The 16,150-nt window shown below is 42.1% G+C and carries 14 protein-coding genes and 1 riboswitch; of the genes, 10 read left to right on the forward strand and 4 right to left on the reverse strand.

Translation table 11 applies throughout. The features are described from left to right. Nucleotides 1-258: 258 nt before the first annotated feature. The 3 genes from AC4CS8_RS01425 to treP all read right to left on the reverse strand — a co-directional run bounded on the left by AC4CS8_RS01425 (nt 259) and on the right by treP (nt 4,434). Nucleotides 259-621 (reverse strand): iron chaperone, encoded by a 363-nt coding sequence (locus AC4CS8_RS01425; RefSeq protein ID WP_493893204.1) that lies wholly within the window; start codon nt 619-621, stop codon nt 259-261. Between the two features lie 67 nt (nt 622-688). After that, nucleotides 689-2,314, reverse strand: coding sequence for an alpha,alpha-phosphotrehalase (gene treC, locus AC4CS8_RS01430; RefSeq protein WP_493893205.1), 1,626 nt, complete (start codon nt 2,312-2,314; stop codon nt 689-691). Between the two features lie 125 nt (nt 2,315-2,439). Further along, nucleotides 2,440-4,434, reverse strand: coding sequence for a PTS system trehalose-specific EIIBC component (gene treP, locus AC4CS8_RS01435; RefSeq protein WP_493893206.1), 1,995 nt, complete (start codon nt 4,432-4,434; stop codon nt 2,440-2,442). A 226-nt stretch (nt 4,435-4,660) separates the two neighbouring features. Here treP and treR point away from each other — a divergent pair, with 226 nt between their 5' ends. From treR to AC4CS8_RS01485, 10 genes are all read left to right on the forward strand, one after another. Further along, nucleotides 4,661-5,374, forward strand: a complete 714-nt coding sequence (gene treR / locus AC4CS8_RS01440; protein WP_493893207.1) for a trehalose operon repressor — start codon at nt 4,661-4,663, stop codon at nt 5,372-5,374. Nucleotides 5,375-5,427: 53 nt separating this feature from the next. Next, entirely contained in the window at nt 5,428-5,733 is a 306-nt protein-coding gene (locus AC4CS8_RS01445; RefSeq protein WP_493893208.1) for a hypothetical protein, read from the forward strand. A gap of 3 nt (nt 5,734-5,736) precedes the next feature. Continuing rightward, nucleotides 5,737-6,285, forward strand: coding sequence for a CvpA family protein (locus tag AC4CS8_RS01450; RefSeq protein WP_493893209.1), 549 nt, complete (start codon nt 5,737-5,739; stop codon nt 6,283-6,285). Between the two features lie 32 nt (nt 6,286-6,317). Continuing rightward, nucleotides 6,318-8,651 (forward strand): endonuclease MutS2, encoded by a 2,334-nt coding sequence (locus AC4CS8_RS01455; RefSeq protein WP_493893210.1) that lies wholly within the window; start codon nt 6,318-6,320, stop codon nt 8,649-8,651. Between the two features lie 22 nt (nt 8,652-8,673). Beyond that, nucleotides 8,674-9,333: a GNAT family N-acetyltransferase gene (locus tag AC4CS8_RS01460; RefSeq protein ID WP_493893211.1), complete on the forward strand. Its 660-nt coding sequence runs from the start codon at nt 8,674-8,676 to the stop codon at nt 9,331-9,333. 320 nt (nt 9,334-9,653) lie between these two features. Continuing rightward, nucleotides 9,654-9,968, forward strand: a complete 315-nt coding sequence (trxA, locus tag AC4CS8_RS01465; RefSeq protein WP_493893212.1) for a thioredoxin — start codon at nt 9,654-9,656, stop codon at nt 9,966-9,968. Between the two features lie 57 nt (nt 9,969-10,025). After that, complete coding sequence (gene msrB, locus AC4CS8_RS01470) at nt 10,026-10,964, forward strand: peptide-methionine (R)-S-oxide reductase MsrB (RefSeq protein WP_493893213.1); 939 nt, start codon at nt 10,026-10,028, stop codon at nt 10,962-10,964. 106 nt (nt 10,965-11,070) lie between these two features. Then, nucleotides 11,071-11,174, forward strand: a riboswitch (glycine riboswitch). A gap of 112 nt (nt 11,175-11,286) precedes the next feature. Beyond that, nucleotides 11,287-12,621 carry an alanine/glycine:cation symporter family protein gene (locus AC4CS8_RS01475; protein WP_493893214.1) on the forward strand — a complete coding sequence of 445 codons (1,335 nt, stop codon included), beginning with the start codon at nt 11,287-11,289 and terminating at the stop codon, nt 12,619-12,621. A gap of 70 nt (nt 12,622-12,691) precedes the next feature. Next, nucleotides 12,692-13,528, forward strand: a complete 837-nt coding sequence (locus AC4CS8_RS01480) for a mechanosensitive ion channel family protein (RefSeq protein ID WP_493893215.1) — start codon at nt 12,692-12,694, stop codon at nt 13,526-13,528. Nucleotides 13,529-13,542: 14 nt separating this feature from the next. Then, nucleotides 13,543-14,145, forward strand: a complete 603-nt coding sequence (locus tag AC4CS8_RS01485) for a DUF4352 domain-containing protein (protein WP_493893216.1) — start codon at nt 13,543-13,545, stop codon at nt 14,143-14,145. A 493-nt stretch (nt 14,146-14,638) separates the two neighbouring features. Here the strand turns inward: AC4CS8_RS01485 and gdhA are convergent, their stop codons facing one another. Then, entirely contained in the window at nt 14,639-15,985 is a 1,347-nt protein-coding gene (gdhA, locus tag AC4CS8_RS01490; protein WP_493893217.1) for an NADP-specific glutamate dehydrogenase, read from the reverse strand. Nucleotides 15,986-16,150 lie beyond the last annotated feature (165 nt).

A 16,150-nucleotide genomic window follows, 5' to 3' on the forward strand; every position in this document is an offset into this window, starting at 1 on the left:
GGAATTACAGTATTATACGCTTCAATCAAACTGTACAAAAAATATGACACTCTTTTTGGATGCTTTCATCTGACCAATGGATCTATCTAACCTTGGCATATTAGCTAGTTATCCCTTGTTTATCAGTTTCACCTTTTAGTTTTGTTTAAGCAAACAGGCTTATACTATACCTATCCTAAATTTTTCTTTTTCATTCTCTCCTAAAATAAGCCCTGATTTAATCAGGGCTTGTTTTGTTTTATAGTCTAGGTCACATGCCTATCTCCAAAACTTATCGTAACCCTTTTTTTCTTCCATATTAAAGGCGATGATAGAGCGGAGTAGGTCCCAGTTGACTTCTTGGTCTTCCTTAATTTTGAAGAGGTTGGAAGTTGCTTCGTAGCCTGCTTCCTTGATGTCCTTGGCAAAGGCCTCCATAGTAACCGTTTCAGGTGCGATAGAAATATGGGCCTTGGCTGCGGAGAAGCCGATGATAAAGGTCCCGTCCATGATGAACATGGGCTGGTTCCACTTAATCTCTGTTGTCAGGCTAGGAAATTCCTTCTGAATCTGCTGGAAGATGGTTTCTAGTTTATCTTGCAGGATCGGATTGTTGACCTTGTTCAAAAATTCTTGGAGCATAATTGTTTCCTTTACGATTTTTATTTTTATTCTATCATAAAAGAGGAGCGAACTCCTCTTTTGTTGATTATTTGACTAAAATCGCCAATGCTTGATAGGGCTTGAGGGTGATTTTCTTACCGAGTTTGTTATCAGGGTAGTTGCTGATGAGGACTTGGCCGTGGGCGTAGTCGTCTGCCAAATCTAGTTCAACCTCTTCTGCGAAGAAATTGTTGAGGACCAACAGTTTTTCGCCATTTAGCAAGCGTTCAAAGGCATAGACTTTCTGGCTATCCTTATAGGCTGCCTTGTAGTCCCCTTCTGAAATCAGAGGGAGTTCTTTCCGCAATCGGATCAGTTCTTGATAGAAGGTAAAGATTGGGCCTGTTTTTTCCTGTTCAACGTTAATGGTTGGATAGGATTTGCCAGCTTTCAGCCAAGGAGTTCCTGTTGAGAAGCCAGCATTTTCAGAAGCATCCCATTGCATCGGTGTGCGAGAGTTGTCGCGTGATTTAGCTTGAATAATTTTGAAAGCCTGTTCTGGTGTATGACCTTGATTCAAAAGCATTTGATAGGCATTGATTGACTCCACATCCACATAGTCTTCCATACTATCGTAGTCAGGGTCAATCATACCGATTTCCTCACCCATGTAGATGTAAGGTGTGCCACGAGAGAGGTGGATGGAAGCGGCTAGCATGGTTGCCCCTTCGTTGCGGAAGTTTTTAACATCAACAAAGCGGTTGAGGGCGCGTGGTTGGTCATGGTTGTTGTAGAATAGAGCATTCCAACCATTTCCGATAGACATTTCTTCCCCCCAAGTATGGAAGAGGCGTTTGAGTTCCTCAAAATCAAAGTCCATAATGGTCCATTTTTGACCGTCCTTGTAGTCGACTTTCAAATGGTGGAAGTTGAAAGCCATAGACAATTCTTCCCGTTCAGGAGCCGTATAGAGAATGCAGTTCTCAATAGTAGTAGCAGACATTTCCCCAACAGTCATGAATCCTTTTTCTGCTCCAAAAGTAGCATTGTTCATCATCTTGAGGTAGTCGTGAGTAATCGGACGGTCGGTATAGGCAGGCTTACCGTCGTTAATTGGACAGTCTTCCAAAACTTCATCCTTACCAATCAAGTTAATCACATCAAAGCGGAAGCCCTTGACTCCCTTGTCTTTCCAGAAGTTGACCACCTTGAACAGCTCTTCACGCACATGAGGATTACGCCAGTTGAGGTCAGCTTGGGTCACATCAAAGAGGTGGAGATAGTATTTCCCTGTGTCACCAAAAGGTGCCCAGGCATTGCCACCAAATTTGGATATCCAGTCTGTTGGTTGGTCACGCAAAATGAAGAAGTCTTGGTAATAGGTATCGCCAGCTAGGGCTTTTTGGAACCATTCGTGGTCTGTTGAGCAGTGGTTGAGAACCATATCCAACATGAAGTCGATACCCAATTCTTTGCCGACAGAGACCATTTCTTCAAAGTCTGCCATGGTACCGAAGTCAGGGTTGACCGCTGTATAGTTTGAAATGTCATAGCCGTTGTCACGCTGTGGACTTGGGTAGAAGGGATTGAGCCAAATCATATCAATGCCTAGCTCTTTTAGATAAGGGAGTTTTTCAATAATCCCACGAAGATCCCCTACTCCATTTCCGGTAGTGTCTTTGTAAGATTTAGGATAGATTTGATAAACAACTTTTCGTTTGTCGATGGTCATGGTTTTGTTACCAAGAATATTTATAAAAGACGAATGTCAATTAGTTATTCTAGTACCTTTCTATAGGATTTGTTTGTATCAATGGCAAAGAGTTGGGGTCACCAACTCTTTACTCTTATTTTGTTTTATGCTTTTGTTGCTGTTAAAATCGCTTGACCGCGTTCTACTGAGCGAGGAAGGTCGCCAATCACTTCTGTAGTGAAATCAGTTTGGTTGGTTACGATAACTGGAGTTTCAACGACAAGACCAGCTGCTTTGATGACTTCGATGTCAAAGCTAATCAATTTATCGCCAGCTTTGACCTTGTCACCTTGTTTGACATGGGCTGTGAAGCCTTTGCCTTCCAATCCAACTGTATCCATACCAATGTGCATAAGAAGTTCAACACCATTTGCAGCAGTGATACCAACGGCGTGGTGAGTAGGGAAGAGGACGGATACCTCACCGTCAACTGGAGCAACCAAGACACCTTCGCTCGGATCAATAAGGACACCCTGTCCCATGACACCTGATGCAAATACTGGGTCAGTAGCTTGTGACAATTCTTTGGCTTGACCAGTAAGTGGGCTGATCAATTCGATAGCAGAACCAGTTTCAACGATGGTTTCTGTTACTACGACAGTTTCTTCAACTACTTCTTCTTTTTTTGAAAATGCACCTGTACGTTTGAAAACAGCTGTCAACACCATTGGGACAACAATCGCAACTGCCATTGCAATTAAGAATGCACCCCAGTATTCAGCTTTGATAGACAAGATACCTGGAAGACCGCCGATACCGATAGAAGCAGCTTGAATGTTAAAGGTAACAGAGAGAAGGCCAGCAATACTTGAACCAATCATCGCAGCTACAAATGGGTAAACGTATTTAACGTTAACACCGAAGAGGGCTGGTTCAGTAACACCGAGATAAGCAGAAATAGTTGCAGGAAGTGAGACTTGAGCCTCTTTTTCATTGTGACGGTTCATAAGGAAGTAAGCAAATACTGCAGAGCCTTGAGCGATGTTTGAAAGAGCAATCATTGGCCATAGACCAGTACCACCAGCGTCCGCAATCAATTGTGTATCAATAGCGTTTGTCATGTGGTGAAGACCAGTGATAACGAATGGAGCGTAAAGGGCACCAAATACCGCACCGAAGAGCCATTTCAATGGACCAGTCAAACCAGCCAAGACAATTGTTGATAACCATTGGCCGATTGTCCAACCGATAGGACCAAGAACAGTGTGGGCCAAAATGATAGCTGGAAGAAGGGATAGGAATGGTACGAAAATCATGGATACCACTTCTGGAACAACCTTACGCCAGAAGATTTCTAGGTAAGAAAGGGTCAAACCTGCAAGGAGGGCAGGGATAACCTGCGCTTGGTAACCGATACGGGCAACGCTAAATGCACCGAAATTCCAAGACCATTCGCTAGCAATGGTTGCGGCGTCTGTACTTGGCACAGCGTAGGCATTGAGCAACTGCGGAGAAACCAAACAGATACCAAGTACGATACCAAGGATTTGTGAAGTTCCCATTTTACGAGATACAGACCAAGTGATACCTACTGGCAAGAAGTGGAAGATAGCCTCACCTGGCAACCAGAGGAAGTGGTTGACACCATTCCAGAATGGAGAAACCTGAACAATGGTATTCCATACAGGATTGCCCTCTTTATCAAAAACCAGCTTCCCATCTTCCATAGCTTGTCCAAGCCACTCCATCTGAACGCCTTCCAAGACGTTACGGAAACCGAGAATCAAACCGCCGACGATAAGAGCAGGAATGATTGGAGTGAAGATTTCCGCCAACATAGTCATGACACGCTGGATGGCATTTTGGTTGCTCTTAGCGGCAGATTTAGCAGCCTCTTTTGATACGCCTTCAATACCAGATACAGCTGTGAAGTCATTGTAGAAGATTGGCACATCGTTACCAATGATAACTTGGAATTGACCTGCGTTTGTAAAGGTTCCTTTTACAGCAGGAATGTCTTCAATGACCTTGACATTTGCTTTTTTCTCATCAGCGAGAACAAAGCGCATACGAGTCGCACAGTGCGTTACTGCATTGACGTTTTCTTTTCCGCCAATCGCGTCTAAGAGCTGTTTAGCTTCTTTTTCAAATTTTCCCATATATTTTTCCTTCTAGACGGCTTATGGAATCCGTCACCCTATATTTTATTTTTAGACATATCCCCGAAAGTATGTCTTTTTTAAAATTTGTACGTACAAATTTCGTTTGCGTTTTTATTGTATCCGATTTCAAAAAATAATGCAAGCCTTTTTTTAAATTTTTTAAAAAAATTGTTATAATAGTGATGTCGTAAGATAGAACGTAGTCAATAGATGAGGTTTTAGAATGAAAAAATACCAAGAAATATATAGTGATTTAAAAGATAAAATCCGTACAAATATTTATCCAGCAGGAAGTTCCTTACCAACGGAGATGGAATTGCGAAACCAATATGGTGTTAGTCGTGATACGATTCGAAAAGCACTGTCTCTGCTAACGGAGGCTGGTTTTATTCAAAAGGTGCAGGGGCGAGGTTCGCTGGTGCTCAAACAAGAGCTCCTTAACTTTCCAATTTCTGGCCTGACATCTTATCACGAATTATCTCAAGCTCTCCATTTGTCGAGTCAGACACAAGTTGTCAGCTTAGAGAAAATTGTAATGAATAGTAATTTATCTCAGCTAACTGGTTTTGAGACTTATAGTCAGGTTTGGAAGGTTGTTAGGACTCGGTCTATTAACGGAAAGGTATCCGTACTTGATACAGACTACCTTTCCTGTGAACTGGTTCCTGATTTGATGTTGGCCATAGCGGAGCGGTCCATTTATGAATATCTAGAAAATGAGTTAGGTCTTGATATTGCATATGCTCAAAAAGAAATTACAGTTGAACCTACTAGTCGAGAAGAACGAGAGTTGATGCAGATTCAAGATGATTTCTTGGTGCTAATCAAATCGAAAGTCTACTTGGGAGATACACGACAGTTCCAATACACAGAAAGTAGACATAAGATTGATAAATTCCGTTTTGTTGATTTTGCCCGTCGTAAGCATTCGCTCTAAATGGTCAAATTTCATATTTTAGGGTATAATAGGAAACGAGGTATATTTTAATTATGGCAAACTTAAATCGATATAAATTTACATTTGGCGAGAAGCAATTGACATTAACAACAGAACATGACAATCTTTTTATGGAAGAGATTGAGCGTGTAGCCCAGGAAAAGTATCAGGCATTACAAGAAAAAATGCCGACAGCAGATTCAGAAACCTTGGCTTTACTTTTAGCTATCAATGCACTGTCTGTACAATTGACACGAGAACAGGTCTTTGAGAAGACAGAAATTGAGCTAGCTGGTATGAAGGAAAAAGTTTTGAAGAAGAATCTGACGTTGGTCGATTTGGACGAGCTTGAGGATTAGGCTATGGTATCATTAATCATTCTTATCATCTTAGCTTGGTCTTTCTACATCGGTTATAGTCGTGGGTTAGTCTTGCAAGTTTATTACACTTTCTCAAGTATTTTAGCCTTAATTGTCGCGACGATGTCGTATAAGAATCTGGCGGGTCTACTCTATCTTTGGGTTCCGTTTGCTAATGCAACGGAGGGAGCAGAGAATTATTTCTTTGCTGAAAACTATTTGTTTGATTTAGATAGTATTTTTTATGCTGGCTTAGCTTTTCTAGTTCTTTATATAGTTGTCTATATTGTGATGCGCTTTATAGGTATCTTTGTCCACCTTTTAGAATTTGCTAATCCAGACAGTCAAATGACAAATCTGATTAGTGGGGGACTGTCGGTCCTTGTAACTTTGATTTCAATTCAGATTGTACTGACAATTTTCGCAACTATTCCAATATCAACTGTCCAGAATGTATTACACGATAGTTTTTTGGCCAATGCCATTATTCAGTACACACCAATTACCAGTAGCTTTTACAAGCAACTTTGGATTGCAAATATTAGTGGGTAAGGTTAAACCTTACTCTTTTTGATAGGAAAAATATGAATAATAAAATTATTGAAACCCTTGAATTTCACAAGGTTAGACAAAAAATTGAGCCCTATCTCCTAACAGAGCAGGGCTTAGAAGAGTTGCGGCAGTTGGAGCCCATGGTGGAGGTTCACCGTATCCAACAGGCTTTTGATGAATTGACAGATATAGCGCAGATTTTTGTAGAAAATCCTTATTTTAGTTTGTCTGCTACCACTGACATCAATCCAGCCATGCGCCGCTTGGAATTGGATACAGACCTCAATATCACGGAGCTATTAGCAGTGAAAAAGGTCTTGGAAGTGTCTAAATCACTCTTGGATTTTTATGGGAATCTGGAAAATGTCAGCCTTAGTCAGCTAGACAAACTATTTGAGAAAATTGAACTTTTCCCTCACTTACAGGGTTCTCTTCAGTCCATCAATGATGCTGGTTTTGTAGAGGACTTTGCTTCTGAAAAACTGGCTCGTATTCGTAGAAAAATCCGTGAGGCCGAAGACCAAGTTCGTCAGGTCATGCAGGATATTTTGAAGAACAAGAGCGATATGTTGTCGGATAGCATTTTGGCTAGTCGTAATGGGCGCAATGTCCTTCCTGTCAAAAATACTTATCGCAATAAAATTGCAGGTGTTGTCCATGATATTTCATCGTCTGGTTCGACTGTTTATATCGAGCCTCGTGCTGTGGTGGCCTTGAACGAGGAAATCAGTCACCTGCGTGCGGAAGAACGCCATGAACTCAATCGTATTTTGCAGGAATTGTCAGATATGCTCCGTCCACATAGTGGTGTGATTCGTAACAACGCTTGGATTATTGGACATTTGGATTTTGTCCGTGCTAAACATCTTTTTGCGCGTGACCATCAAGCAGTTGTGCCAAAACTATCTGAGAAGCAGGATATTGCTTTGCTCAATGTTCGCCATCCTCTGATTGCTCAGCCTGTTCCAAACGACCTCTATTTCGGTAGCCAGTTGACGGCTATTGTGATCACAGGTCCCAACACGGGTGGTAAGACTATCATGCTTAAAACCTTGGGGCTCACCCATTTGATGGCTCAATCTGGCTTGCCAATCTTAGCAGACAAGGGCAGTCGAGTTGCTATTTTCAAGGAAATTTTTGCAGATATTGGTGATGAGCAATCCATTGAACAGAGCTTGTCCACCTTCTCTAGTCACATGACCCATACGGTGCAGATTTTAGCGGAAGCAGATCAAGATTCTCTCATTCTCTTTGACGAGTTGGGGGCTGGTACCGATCCTCAGGAGGGGGCGTCATTGGCGATGGCGATTTTAGACGACCTTCGTTTGCGGGGAATCAAGACCATGGCAACCACCCACTATCCAGAGCTCAAGGCTTACGGGATAGAAACCTCTGGTATTGAAAATGCCAGCATGGAATTTGATACCAATAGCCTGCGTCCAACCTATAAGTTCATGCAGGGAGTTCCAGGTCGCTCAAACGCCTTTGAAATAGCACGACGACTCGGTCTGTCAGACCTCATCATCCAGTCTGCACAGTCTTGGACGGATACAGATGGTGATGTCAATCGCATTATCGAGAAGTTGGAACATCAAACGGTAGAAAGTCGCCGTCGCCTAGATAACATTCGAGAGGTGGAACAAGAGAATTTCAAGATGAACCGAGCTTTACGCAAGCTTTATGATGAGCTTAATCGTGAGCGAGAAAACGAGCTCAACAAGGCACGCTTGGAAGCTAAGGAAATTGTTGATATGGCATTGGCTGAAAGCGAGGACATTCTCAAAAATCTCCATGCCGCTGCTAGTCTAAAACCCCACCAGATTATTGAAGCCAAGGCAGAACTGAAAAAACTGGCACCTGAAGTGGTGGACTTGTCTAAAAATAAGGTTCTGAAGAAGGCCAAAATTCAGCGGGAGGCCAAGGTGGGCGATGATATTATCGTTACAGCTTATGGGCAACGTGGTACCTTGACTAATCAGCTTAAGGACGGTCGTTGGGAAGCTCAGGTTGGTTTGATTAAGATGACCTTGGCTAAAGATGAGTTTGAATTGGTCAAGGCGGACAAGGCAGAGCAACCTAAGAAACGCCAGGTTCACACGGTCAAACGTGCCAATGTAAGAGGTCCAAAAGCCCGCTTAGATCTCCGTGGCAAACGCTATGAAGAAGCTATGATGGAACTGGATGAATTTATCGACCAAGCTCTTCTCAACAATTTGGCGCAAGTAGATATTGTCCATGGTATCGGTACAGGGGTCATTCGTGAAGGAGTGACCAAGTACCTTCGCCGCAACAAGCAGGTCAAAGAGTTTGGCTATGCGCCACAAAATGCAGGTGGCTCAGGCTGTACCATTGTGACCTTTAAGTAAAATGAAGCTAAAAGAGGTTGATATGATTATCAGAAAATACCAAGAGAGCGATGAAAAGGGGTGGGTTTACTGCAAGGCACTTAGCTACCTCTTTTCTCCCTTCTTTGATGACCGAGAAACTGAAAAACCAGACCTACTGACAGACATTTATGACTACCGTGTGGAGTGGGTAGCAGAAGTAGACGGACAAATTGTAGGGTTGATTGATATCGATGTTTACACAGAAGAATGTAGTCAGTCCTACATTTACGCACCAAGTACGCGAACAGCTTACTTTACCAATCTAGCGGTTCACCCGGATTATCAAGGACAAGGCATTGCTCAGGCTTTATTTGAAAAAGCAGAGCAGGAATTACGTGAGCAGGCTGTTGAGAAATTGGCTATCTTTACTAGAGAGGGAGATGCAGCCAATCATTTGTATCGAAAATGGGGTGGGCAGTTGGTTTGTTCAGATTATCTAGTAGTTGGTGCGCCAAAAGATAGTCCCATCCTCCGTTTCGGAATTGATTTAGATCGCGGACGATTGACATTTTCAGATGAAACAGGACAGCCTATTCCTTACTATCTCAGAGAAGGTGTCTATGTGGTCAGCGAAGAAGCGGACTTGGATTTATTTGACATAGAGGATGTCTATCAAGAATTAACCTACGTGGTGGATTTGACAGGAAGAACCATCACCTAGCCCGCACCCGTATCCCAGCGGACCAGTTTGGCTTATCTTAGCTACATTTCAAATGGAAATTTTCACAGGATTATCTATCTTGTATTTCATCCCGTAGCAAACATTCGGTAAGCTTGTCCCCTTGCTACAAGTGAGTTTGACAAGAGAATCAACTTCCTGGTCCATACTCGCTCACTGCGAACTGGTTTGGCTTGACCAATACGTTTTTCGGGTCACCATTTTCTTAGCATACCTATCGCCTCTCCTATTACGTAGCAAATATTCGCATTCTCTTTTCTTTTGGTGTAGAATGAAGGTAGAAAACAGAAAAGGAGACAGATATGGTACAAGTAGTAACAGATGCAAACTTTGAAGTAGAAACACAAGAAGGTGTTGTTCTTGTTGATTTTTGGGCACCTTGGTGTGGCCCTTGCCGCATGCAAGCTCCAATCTTGGAACAGTTGGCAGAGGAAGTGGACGAAGATGAGCTTCGTATCTACAAAATGGATGTAGATGAGAACCCAAATATAGCCCGTCAATTCGGCATCATGTCTATCCCAACCCTCTTGTTCAAAAAAGACGGACAAGTGGTCAAGCAAGTAGCAGGTGTGCATACTAAAGACCAACTTAAAGCAATCTTGGCAGAAATAGCCTAGGATACCAAGACAGGTTGAGGTCATACTCAGCCTTTTTCTGTACAGAAAGGAAGAAATATGAAAGAGATATACTTGGCAGGAGGCTGCTTCTGGGGATTAGAGGGGTATTTTTCTCAGATTGAAGGCATTCTCGAAACAAGTGTTGGCTATGCTAATGGACAGGTGGAGACGACCAACTACCAATTACTTAAACAAACAGACCATGCGGAGACAGTCTATTTAGCCTATGATGAAAACCTGGTTACCCTTCGTGACGTTCTCCTCTATTATTTCCGTGTCATTGATCCCCTTTCGATTAATCAACAGGGTCCTGACAAAGGTCGCCAATATCGGACGGGTATTTACTATACAGATCCAGCTGATTTGCCGACCATTGAGACAGTTATGACCGAGCAGAGCCGGCTCTTTGGCGGACGCCCCCTAGCCGTTGAAGTAGAGCCTCTTGCCCACTACATCCCCGCCGAAGACTACCATCAGGACTATCTTAAGAAAAATCCCCAAGGTTACTGCCATATTGATCTTGGACAGGCCAAGGTTCCTCTTATTGATGTCACTGACTACCAAAAGCCAGACCAGCAAGTCTTGAAAGACAGCTTGACCGACCTCCAGTATCAAGTTACTCAGGAGGCGGCGACGGAAAGACCCTTCGAGAATGAGTTTTGGAATAGCGATCAAGCTGGGATCTACGTCGATATTACGACTGGTGAACCGCTCTTTCTCTCCACAGATAAGTTTGACTCAGGTTGCGGTTGGCCGTCCTTTACCAAACCAATCAGTAAGGAAGTTGCCACCTATTTTCAAGATAATTCCCACGGTATGAACCGTATCGAGGTCCGCAGTCGGACTGGTCATGCTCATTTAGGTCATGTCTTTGATGATGGACCGCGTGATAAAGGCGGTCTCCGCTACTGCATCAACTCAGCAGCCCTCCACTTCATCCCACGAGAAGAAATGGAAGAAGCAGGATATGGATTGTTTTTGGGACTTTTGTCATAATTTTCAGAAAATGCACTTGATTTTTTAGGAAAATTAGGCTAGAATAGAGACAGATAAAACTGAATAACCGGTTGATATTGGGCAGAAAGATAGCTGACTGTTCAAGGGACGGAACTCTGGAGAGACCATGAGGCACCGAAGGGGCAAGGTAGTTCTGCTTGGAAAAGTAAAACTACTGAAACTCTCAGGTAAAAGGACAGAGCGATTAGAAGATAAGGGATTATCCTTTGTTTTTCGCATTGATTCTAGAGGTTGAAGCTATTCAACCTCTTTTGTTTTTTGCAGTTTTATCTAGAAATTAGGAATAATGTAGGAGAAAATGATGTTAGGATTACTACAAGCCATTAATAATTTTGTCTGGGGACCACCGCTTTTAATCTTGTTAGTGGGAACAGGGGTTTATTTTACCTTACGTTTGAGAGTTTTTCAGATTGGTAAATTGCCGACGGCCTTTCGTTTAATTTTTGCCAGTGACCAGTCAGGTCAGGGGGATGTGTCTAGTTTTGCGGCCCTTTGTACCGCCTTGGCAGCCACTGTCGGTACTGGCAATATCGTTGGGGTGGCAACTGCTATAACAACAGGAGGTCCGGGGGCACTTTTTTGGATGTGGGTGGCAGCCTTCTTTGGAATGGCAACAAAGTATGCAGAAGGGTTTCTAGCGATTAAATATCGGACCAAAGATGCCAATGGCCAAGTGGCTGGTGGCCCCATGCATTATATCACCTTGGGGATGGGACAAAAATGGAAACCCTTGGCTATCTTTTTTGCGGTTTCAGGTGTTCTAGTCGCTCTTTTGGGAATCGGAACATTCTCACAAGTTAATTCGATTACCTCATCATTAGAAAGTAGCTTTGGTTTATCTCCTCAGTTAGTCAGCTTGCTTCTTGCGGTTTTGGTAGCAGTTGTTATTTTTGGAGGAATCGAAACGATTTCGCAAGTATCCACCAAGGTTGTACCTTTTATGGCGATACTCTATATTGTAGCGACAGTTTGCATCTTGGCAGTTCATGTGGACCAAATCTTACCAGCCTTAAAACTAGTCTTCGCCTCTGCCTTTACTCCTGCTGCAGCAGTTGGTGGTTTTGTAGGAGCGACGGTAAAAGAAGCTATTCAACGTGGGATTGCTCGTGGAGTCTTTTCAAATGAATCTGGTTTAGGTTCGGCTCCTATCGCAGCAGCGGCAGCCAAATCAGATAATCCTGTGGAGCAGGGATTGATTTCCATGACAGGTACCTTTATCGATACGCTGATTATCTGCAGTCTGACAGGGCTTTCTATTTTGGTGACGGGTCAGTGGACAACAGAAGGATTAGCTGGAGCCCCTCTAACTCAGGCAGCTTTCGCAAGTGTTTTTGGGAATCCTGGAGCCATTGCTCTGACAGTCAGTCTCGTCCTCTTTGCTTTTACAACAATTTTGGGCTGGTCTTATTACGGGGAACGCTGTATTGAATTCTTATTTGGGACCAAGTCTATCTTACCTTATCGTTTGGTCTTTGTAGCCATGGTTGGCTTAGGAGGCTTTCTCAAGTTGGATATTATTTGGATTTTGGCTGATATTGTAAATGGTCTGATGGCTTTGCCAAACTTGATTGCTTTATTGGCCTTATCTCCTGTTATTGTTAGAGAGACACATCGGTATTTTTCGAAAAATAAGTAAGGAGAGGTGGTGATAAACACTACCTCTTTTCTTAAAATTTGGTATAATGGAGAGGATAGAAAGGAGCTTTATGTCGCAATTTTTTCAGAAATACTTGGCGCAGTTTAATCTAGACAACATTCTGACAGAATTACTCAATAAAGGTTTATCGCTATTCCTTCTTTTTATAGCCTTTTTGATAGTAAAGAAGCTAGTACTTTTATCTGTAAAAAAAGTGCTAGTTCCGTCCTTAAAAATATCCACGCAAGATATTGGACGACAAAAAACCATCAGTCGCTTGGTTGAGAGTGGCCTTTCCTACTGTTTATATTTCTTGCTAATATACTGTATACTAGCAGTTCTAGGACTTCCTGTATCTAGCCTTTTTGCTGGAGCTGGAATTGCTGGAGTTGTCATCGGTCTAGGGGCGCAAGGCTTCCTGTCAGACCTGGTCAATGGATTTTTCATCCTATTAGAGAGACAGTTTGATGTAGGAGATATAGTTCGCTTGACTAATGGACCGATTACTATCGCAGGGACCATTGTTAGTGTAGGCATTCGAACAACCCAAGTAAGGGATGCAGATGGGACTCTTCATTTTATCCCTAACCGAAATATTTTGGTTGTCAGCAACCAATCACGTGGCGATATGAGAGCTCAGATTGATATTCCTCTTAGCCTGACTGCTGATTTGGAGAAGGTTTACCAAGTCATTGAAAAGGTCAATGCTAAAGAAATTTCAAAGTATGAGGCGATTAAAGGAGTAACCATATTGGGACCACAGACAACGCAGACAGGCCAATTTTCTTTCCGCGTCAATCTCTTTGTGACCAGTGGTCAGCAAGGAAAAATCTATCACCAGTTCTACGGTCTCTATCAGGAAGCCCTCTTGCAAGCTGGGATTGATTTGCCCACCCAAATGATATGAAAAAGGAGTATATTATGTTTCCAAAGGATTTTATTGTTGAAGAAGGTATTGTTTACTATCGAAAAAAACCATTATATAAACAGCCCCTATTTTGGACAACGGTAGCTGGCGTGGTTATGACATTTATTTTAGGTGTTACCTGTTTCTTCCTATTGATTGCGCTCGGTGTTAGTGAGTCTACTTCAGATGATTCTGTTTACTATTCAGACAGTTATGATAGCTATGATAGCTCGGATATTTATACCGACTATGATTTTGGTGAAACAGCAACAGGTTATTTTTCAGAAATGGATGTAACTGTTTTATCCATCGAAAAGGATAAAAGTATTGATTTGGTGGATGATTACTATTCTACAGCTATAGTGGTTACATTAGAGATAGAAAATACAACTGATGATGATTACTATTTTGATGAATATTCTTTTAGCTTAGTAGACACAACTTATGAAGATTATTATTATGTAGACGATCGAACTTTTGACGCTGATATTCCACAAAAAATAAAAGCCGGTGAGAAGGCTAAAATCAAACTTATTTATGGTGCAGATGATGTCGATAGCGTTTCCTTCCGATTTGAGGATGCTGAATGGTTCCAGACATTTGAAGACAGTTATTAATAGTGAAATAACGGTCGCAGTAATTCTAAATATGTTTAATAGGCTTGGTTCGGTACTATACTGGGCTAAGTCCTTTTTATTTATCTCTTTGCTAAGTAATACTCTTTGAAAATCAAAAACAGACCTTGTTGACTTGACTTGATGACAGGGAGTGGGAAAGAATTTGACTATTCATAGAAGAGTTCGTCAACAAGTCTTAATTTCAAGTTGTTGAGCTGAAACAGTCTATTCCTAGACTGTGAATGATGTGAACTGACTACCGTCAGTCTATATCTCCTAGCTCCAAAGGTCTCCCAGATCTTTGGAGCTAGTCTGTTTTTGGTTTTCATTGAGTATAATAATGGACTATTCTGCTTTCTTCCATTATATTGGATAAATGAGTTTCTTATTTATTTTGGAGGATAAACTCAAAGTATGTCAATCGTAAAGTACAAAAAATACCCTAACGGATAGATGTGGAATCTAACCATTGGGGTATTTTTTATTTCTCGGATTATACTAAACCTTGAGCAATCATGCTATCCGCAACTTGTTCAAAGGCTGCGATGTTGGCACCTGCAAGGTAATCTGTACCAAGGTCGTATTTCTCAGCTGTTTCTTTAGCTGTGTTGAAGATGTTTGCCATGATGTCTTTAAGACGGCCGTCAACTTCTTCACGAGTCCATGACAAGCGAAGGCTGTTTTGGCTCATTTCAAGAGCAGATACAGCTACACCACCGGCATTGGCTGCTTTAGCAAGACCGTAAAGAACACCATTTTCTTTATAGACTTTGATAGCGTCAAGGTCAGATGGCATGTTGGCACCTTCTGCCACACAGTAAACGCCATTTTTTACAAGGGCAGCAGCCTGCTCACCGTTGATTTCGTTTTGAGTCGCACATGGAAGGGCAATGTCAGCCTTGCCGTCGTAGTTCCATACAGAACCTTCGAAGTACTTAGCAGTTGCTTTTTCTGCAGCGTATTCTGTCAAACGAGCGCGGCGTTTTTCTTTGATGTCCACCAAGAGGTCAAAGTCAATACCTGTTTCGTCAATGATGTAACCATTTGAATCTGAAACAGAGATGACTTTCGCACCAAGTTCAGTCGCTTTTTGAACAGCGTATTGAGCAACGTTACCAGAACCTGAGATAAGGACTGTTTGGTCTTTGAAGGATTTACCGTTGGCTGCCAACATGTTGTCAGTGAAGTAAACCAAACCGTAACCGGTTGCTTCTGGACGAATCAATGAACCACCGAAACCAAGAGGTTTACCAGTCAAGACACCTGAATCAAATTGACGAAGGCGTTTGTACTGACCGTACATGTAACCAATTTCACGACCACCGACACCGATGTCACCAGCTGGGACGTCAAGTGAAGGACCAATATGTTTTTGCAATTCAGTCATGAAGCTTTGGCAGAAACGCATGATTTCAGCATCAGTTTTTCCTTTAGGGTCAAAGTCAGAACCACCTTTACCACCGCCGATTGGAAGACCAGTCAAGACGTTTTTGAAGATTTGTTCAAAACCGAGGAATTTCAAGATAGACTGGTTTACAGTTGGGTGGAAACGAAGACCGCCCTTGTAAGGACCAACAGCTGAGTTGAATTGTACACGGTAGCCACGGTTGACTTGTACGTTTCCGTCCTTGTCAGTCCATGGCACACGGAAGCTAATCACACGCTCAGGCTCAACGATACGAGCAAGGATATTTTCTTCGATATATTCTGGATGAGCTTCAAAAACAGGCTCAAGTGTAGAGAAGAGTTCTTCTACAGCTTGGAGGAATTCTGTTTCGTGTGGATTACGAGCTTTAACAGCTTCAAAAGATGCTTGGATATAAGCTTTTGCATTTGACATATAGGTCACCTGATTTCTTTTTTTATTTATTAAATTGTCTGACAATTTAATTTATCTGATAATTATTATAGCACCATGATTTTTAAATGTAAAGTAGAAAATAACAAATTTTCTAAATTTTCTGTACTATAGTAAATATTTCGTCTCTCTACGAATGATTCGTAG

The organism is Streptococcus sp. NSSLK0004, assembly GCF_059039125.1.

Bases quoted from the DNA above. Each gene is read 5' to 3' on its own strand.
- AC4CS8_RS01425 (WP_493893204.1), bottom strand. From the start codon at position 621: ATGCTCCAAGAATTTTTGAACAAGGTCAACAATCCGATCCTGCAAGAT.
- treC (WP_493893205.1), bottom strand. From the start codon at position 2,314: ATGACCATCGACAAACGAAAAGTTGTTTATCAAATCTATCCTAAATCT.
- treP (WP_493893206.1), bottom strand. From the start codon at position 4,434: ATGGGAAAATTTGAAAAAGAAGCTAAACAGCTCTTAGACGCGATTGGC.
- treR (WP_493893207.1), top strand. From the start codon at position 4,661: ATGAAAAAATACCAAGAAATATATAGTGATTTAAAAGATAAAATCCGT.
- AC4CS8_RS01445 (WP_493893208.1), top strand. From the start codon at position 5,428: ATGGCAAACTTAAATCGATATAAATTTACATTTGGCGAGAAGCAATTG.
- AC4CS8_RS01450 (WP_493893209.1), top strand. From the start codon at position 5,737: ATGGTATCATTAATCATTCTTATCATCTTAGCTTGGTCTTTCTACATC.
- AC4CS8_RS01455 (WP_493893210.1), top strand. From the start codon at position 6,318: ATGAATAATAAAATTATTGAAACCCTTGAATTTCACAAGGTTAGACAA.
- AC4CS8_RS01460 (WP_493893211.1), top strand. From the start codon at position 8,674: ATGATTATCAGAAAATACCAAGAGAGCGATGAAAAGGGGTGGGTTTAC.
- trxA (WP_493893212.1), top strand. From the start codon at position 9,654: ATGGTACAAGTAGTAACAGATGCAAACTTTGAAGTAGAAACACAAGAA.
- msrB (WP_493893213.1), top strand. From the start codon at position 10,026: ATGAAAGAGATATACTTGGCAGGAGGCTGCTTCTGGGGATTAGAGGGG.
- AC4CS8_RS01475 (WP_493893214.1), top strand. From the start codon at position 11,287: ATGTTAGGATTACTACAAGCCATTAATAATTTTGTCTGGGGACCACCG.
- AC4CS8_RS01480 (WP_493893215.1), top strand. From the start codon at position 12,692: ATGTCGCAATTTTTTCAGAAATACTTGGCGCAGTTTAATCTAGACAAC.
- AC4CS8_RS01485 (WP_493893216.1), top strand. From the start codon at position 13,543: ATGTTTCCAAAGGATTTTATTGTTGAAGAAGGTATTGTTTACTATCGA.
- gdhA (WP_493893217.1), bottom strand. From the start codon at position 15,985: ATGTCAAATGCAAAAGCTTATATCCAAGCATCTTTTGAAGCTGTTAAA.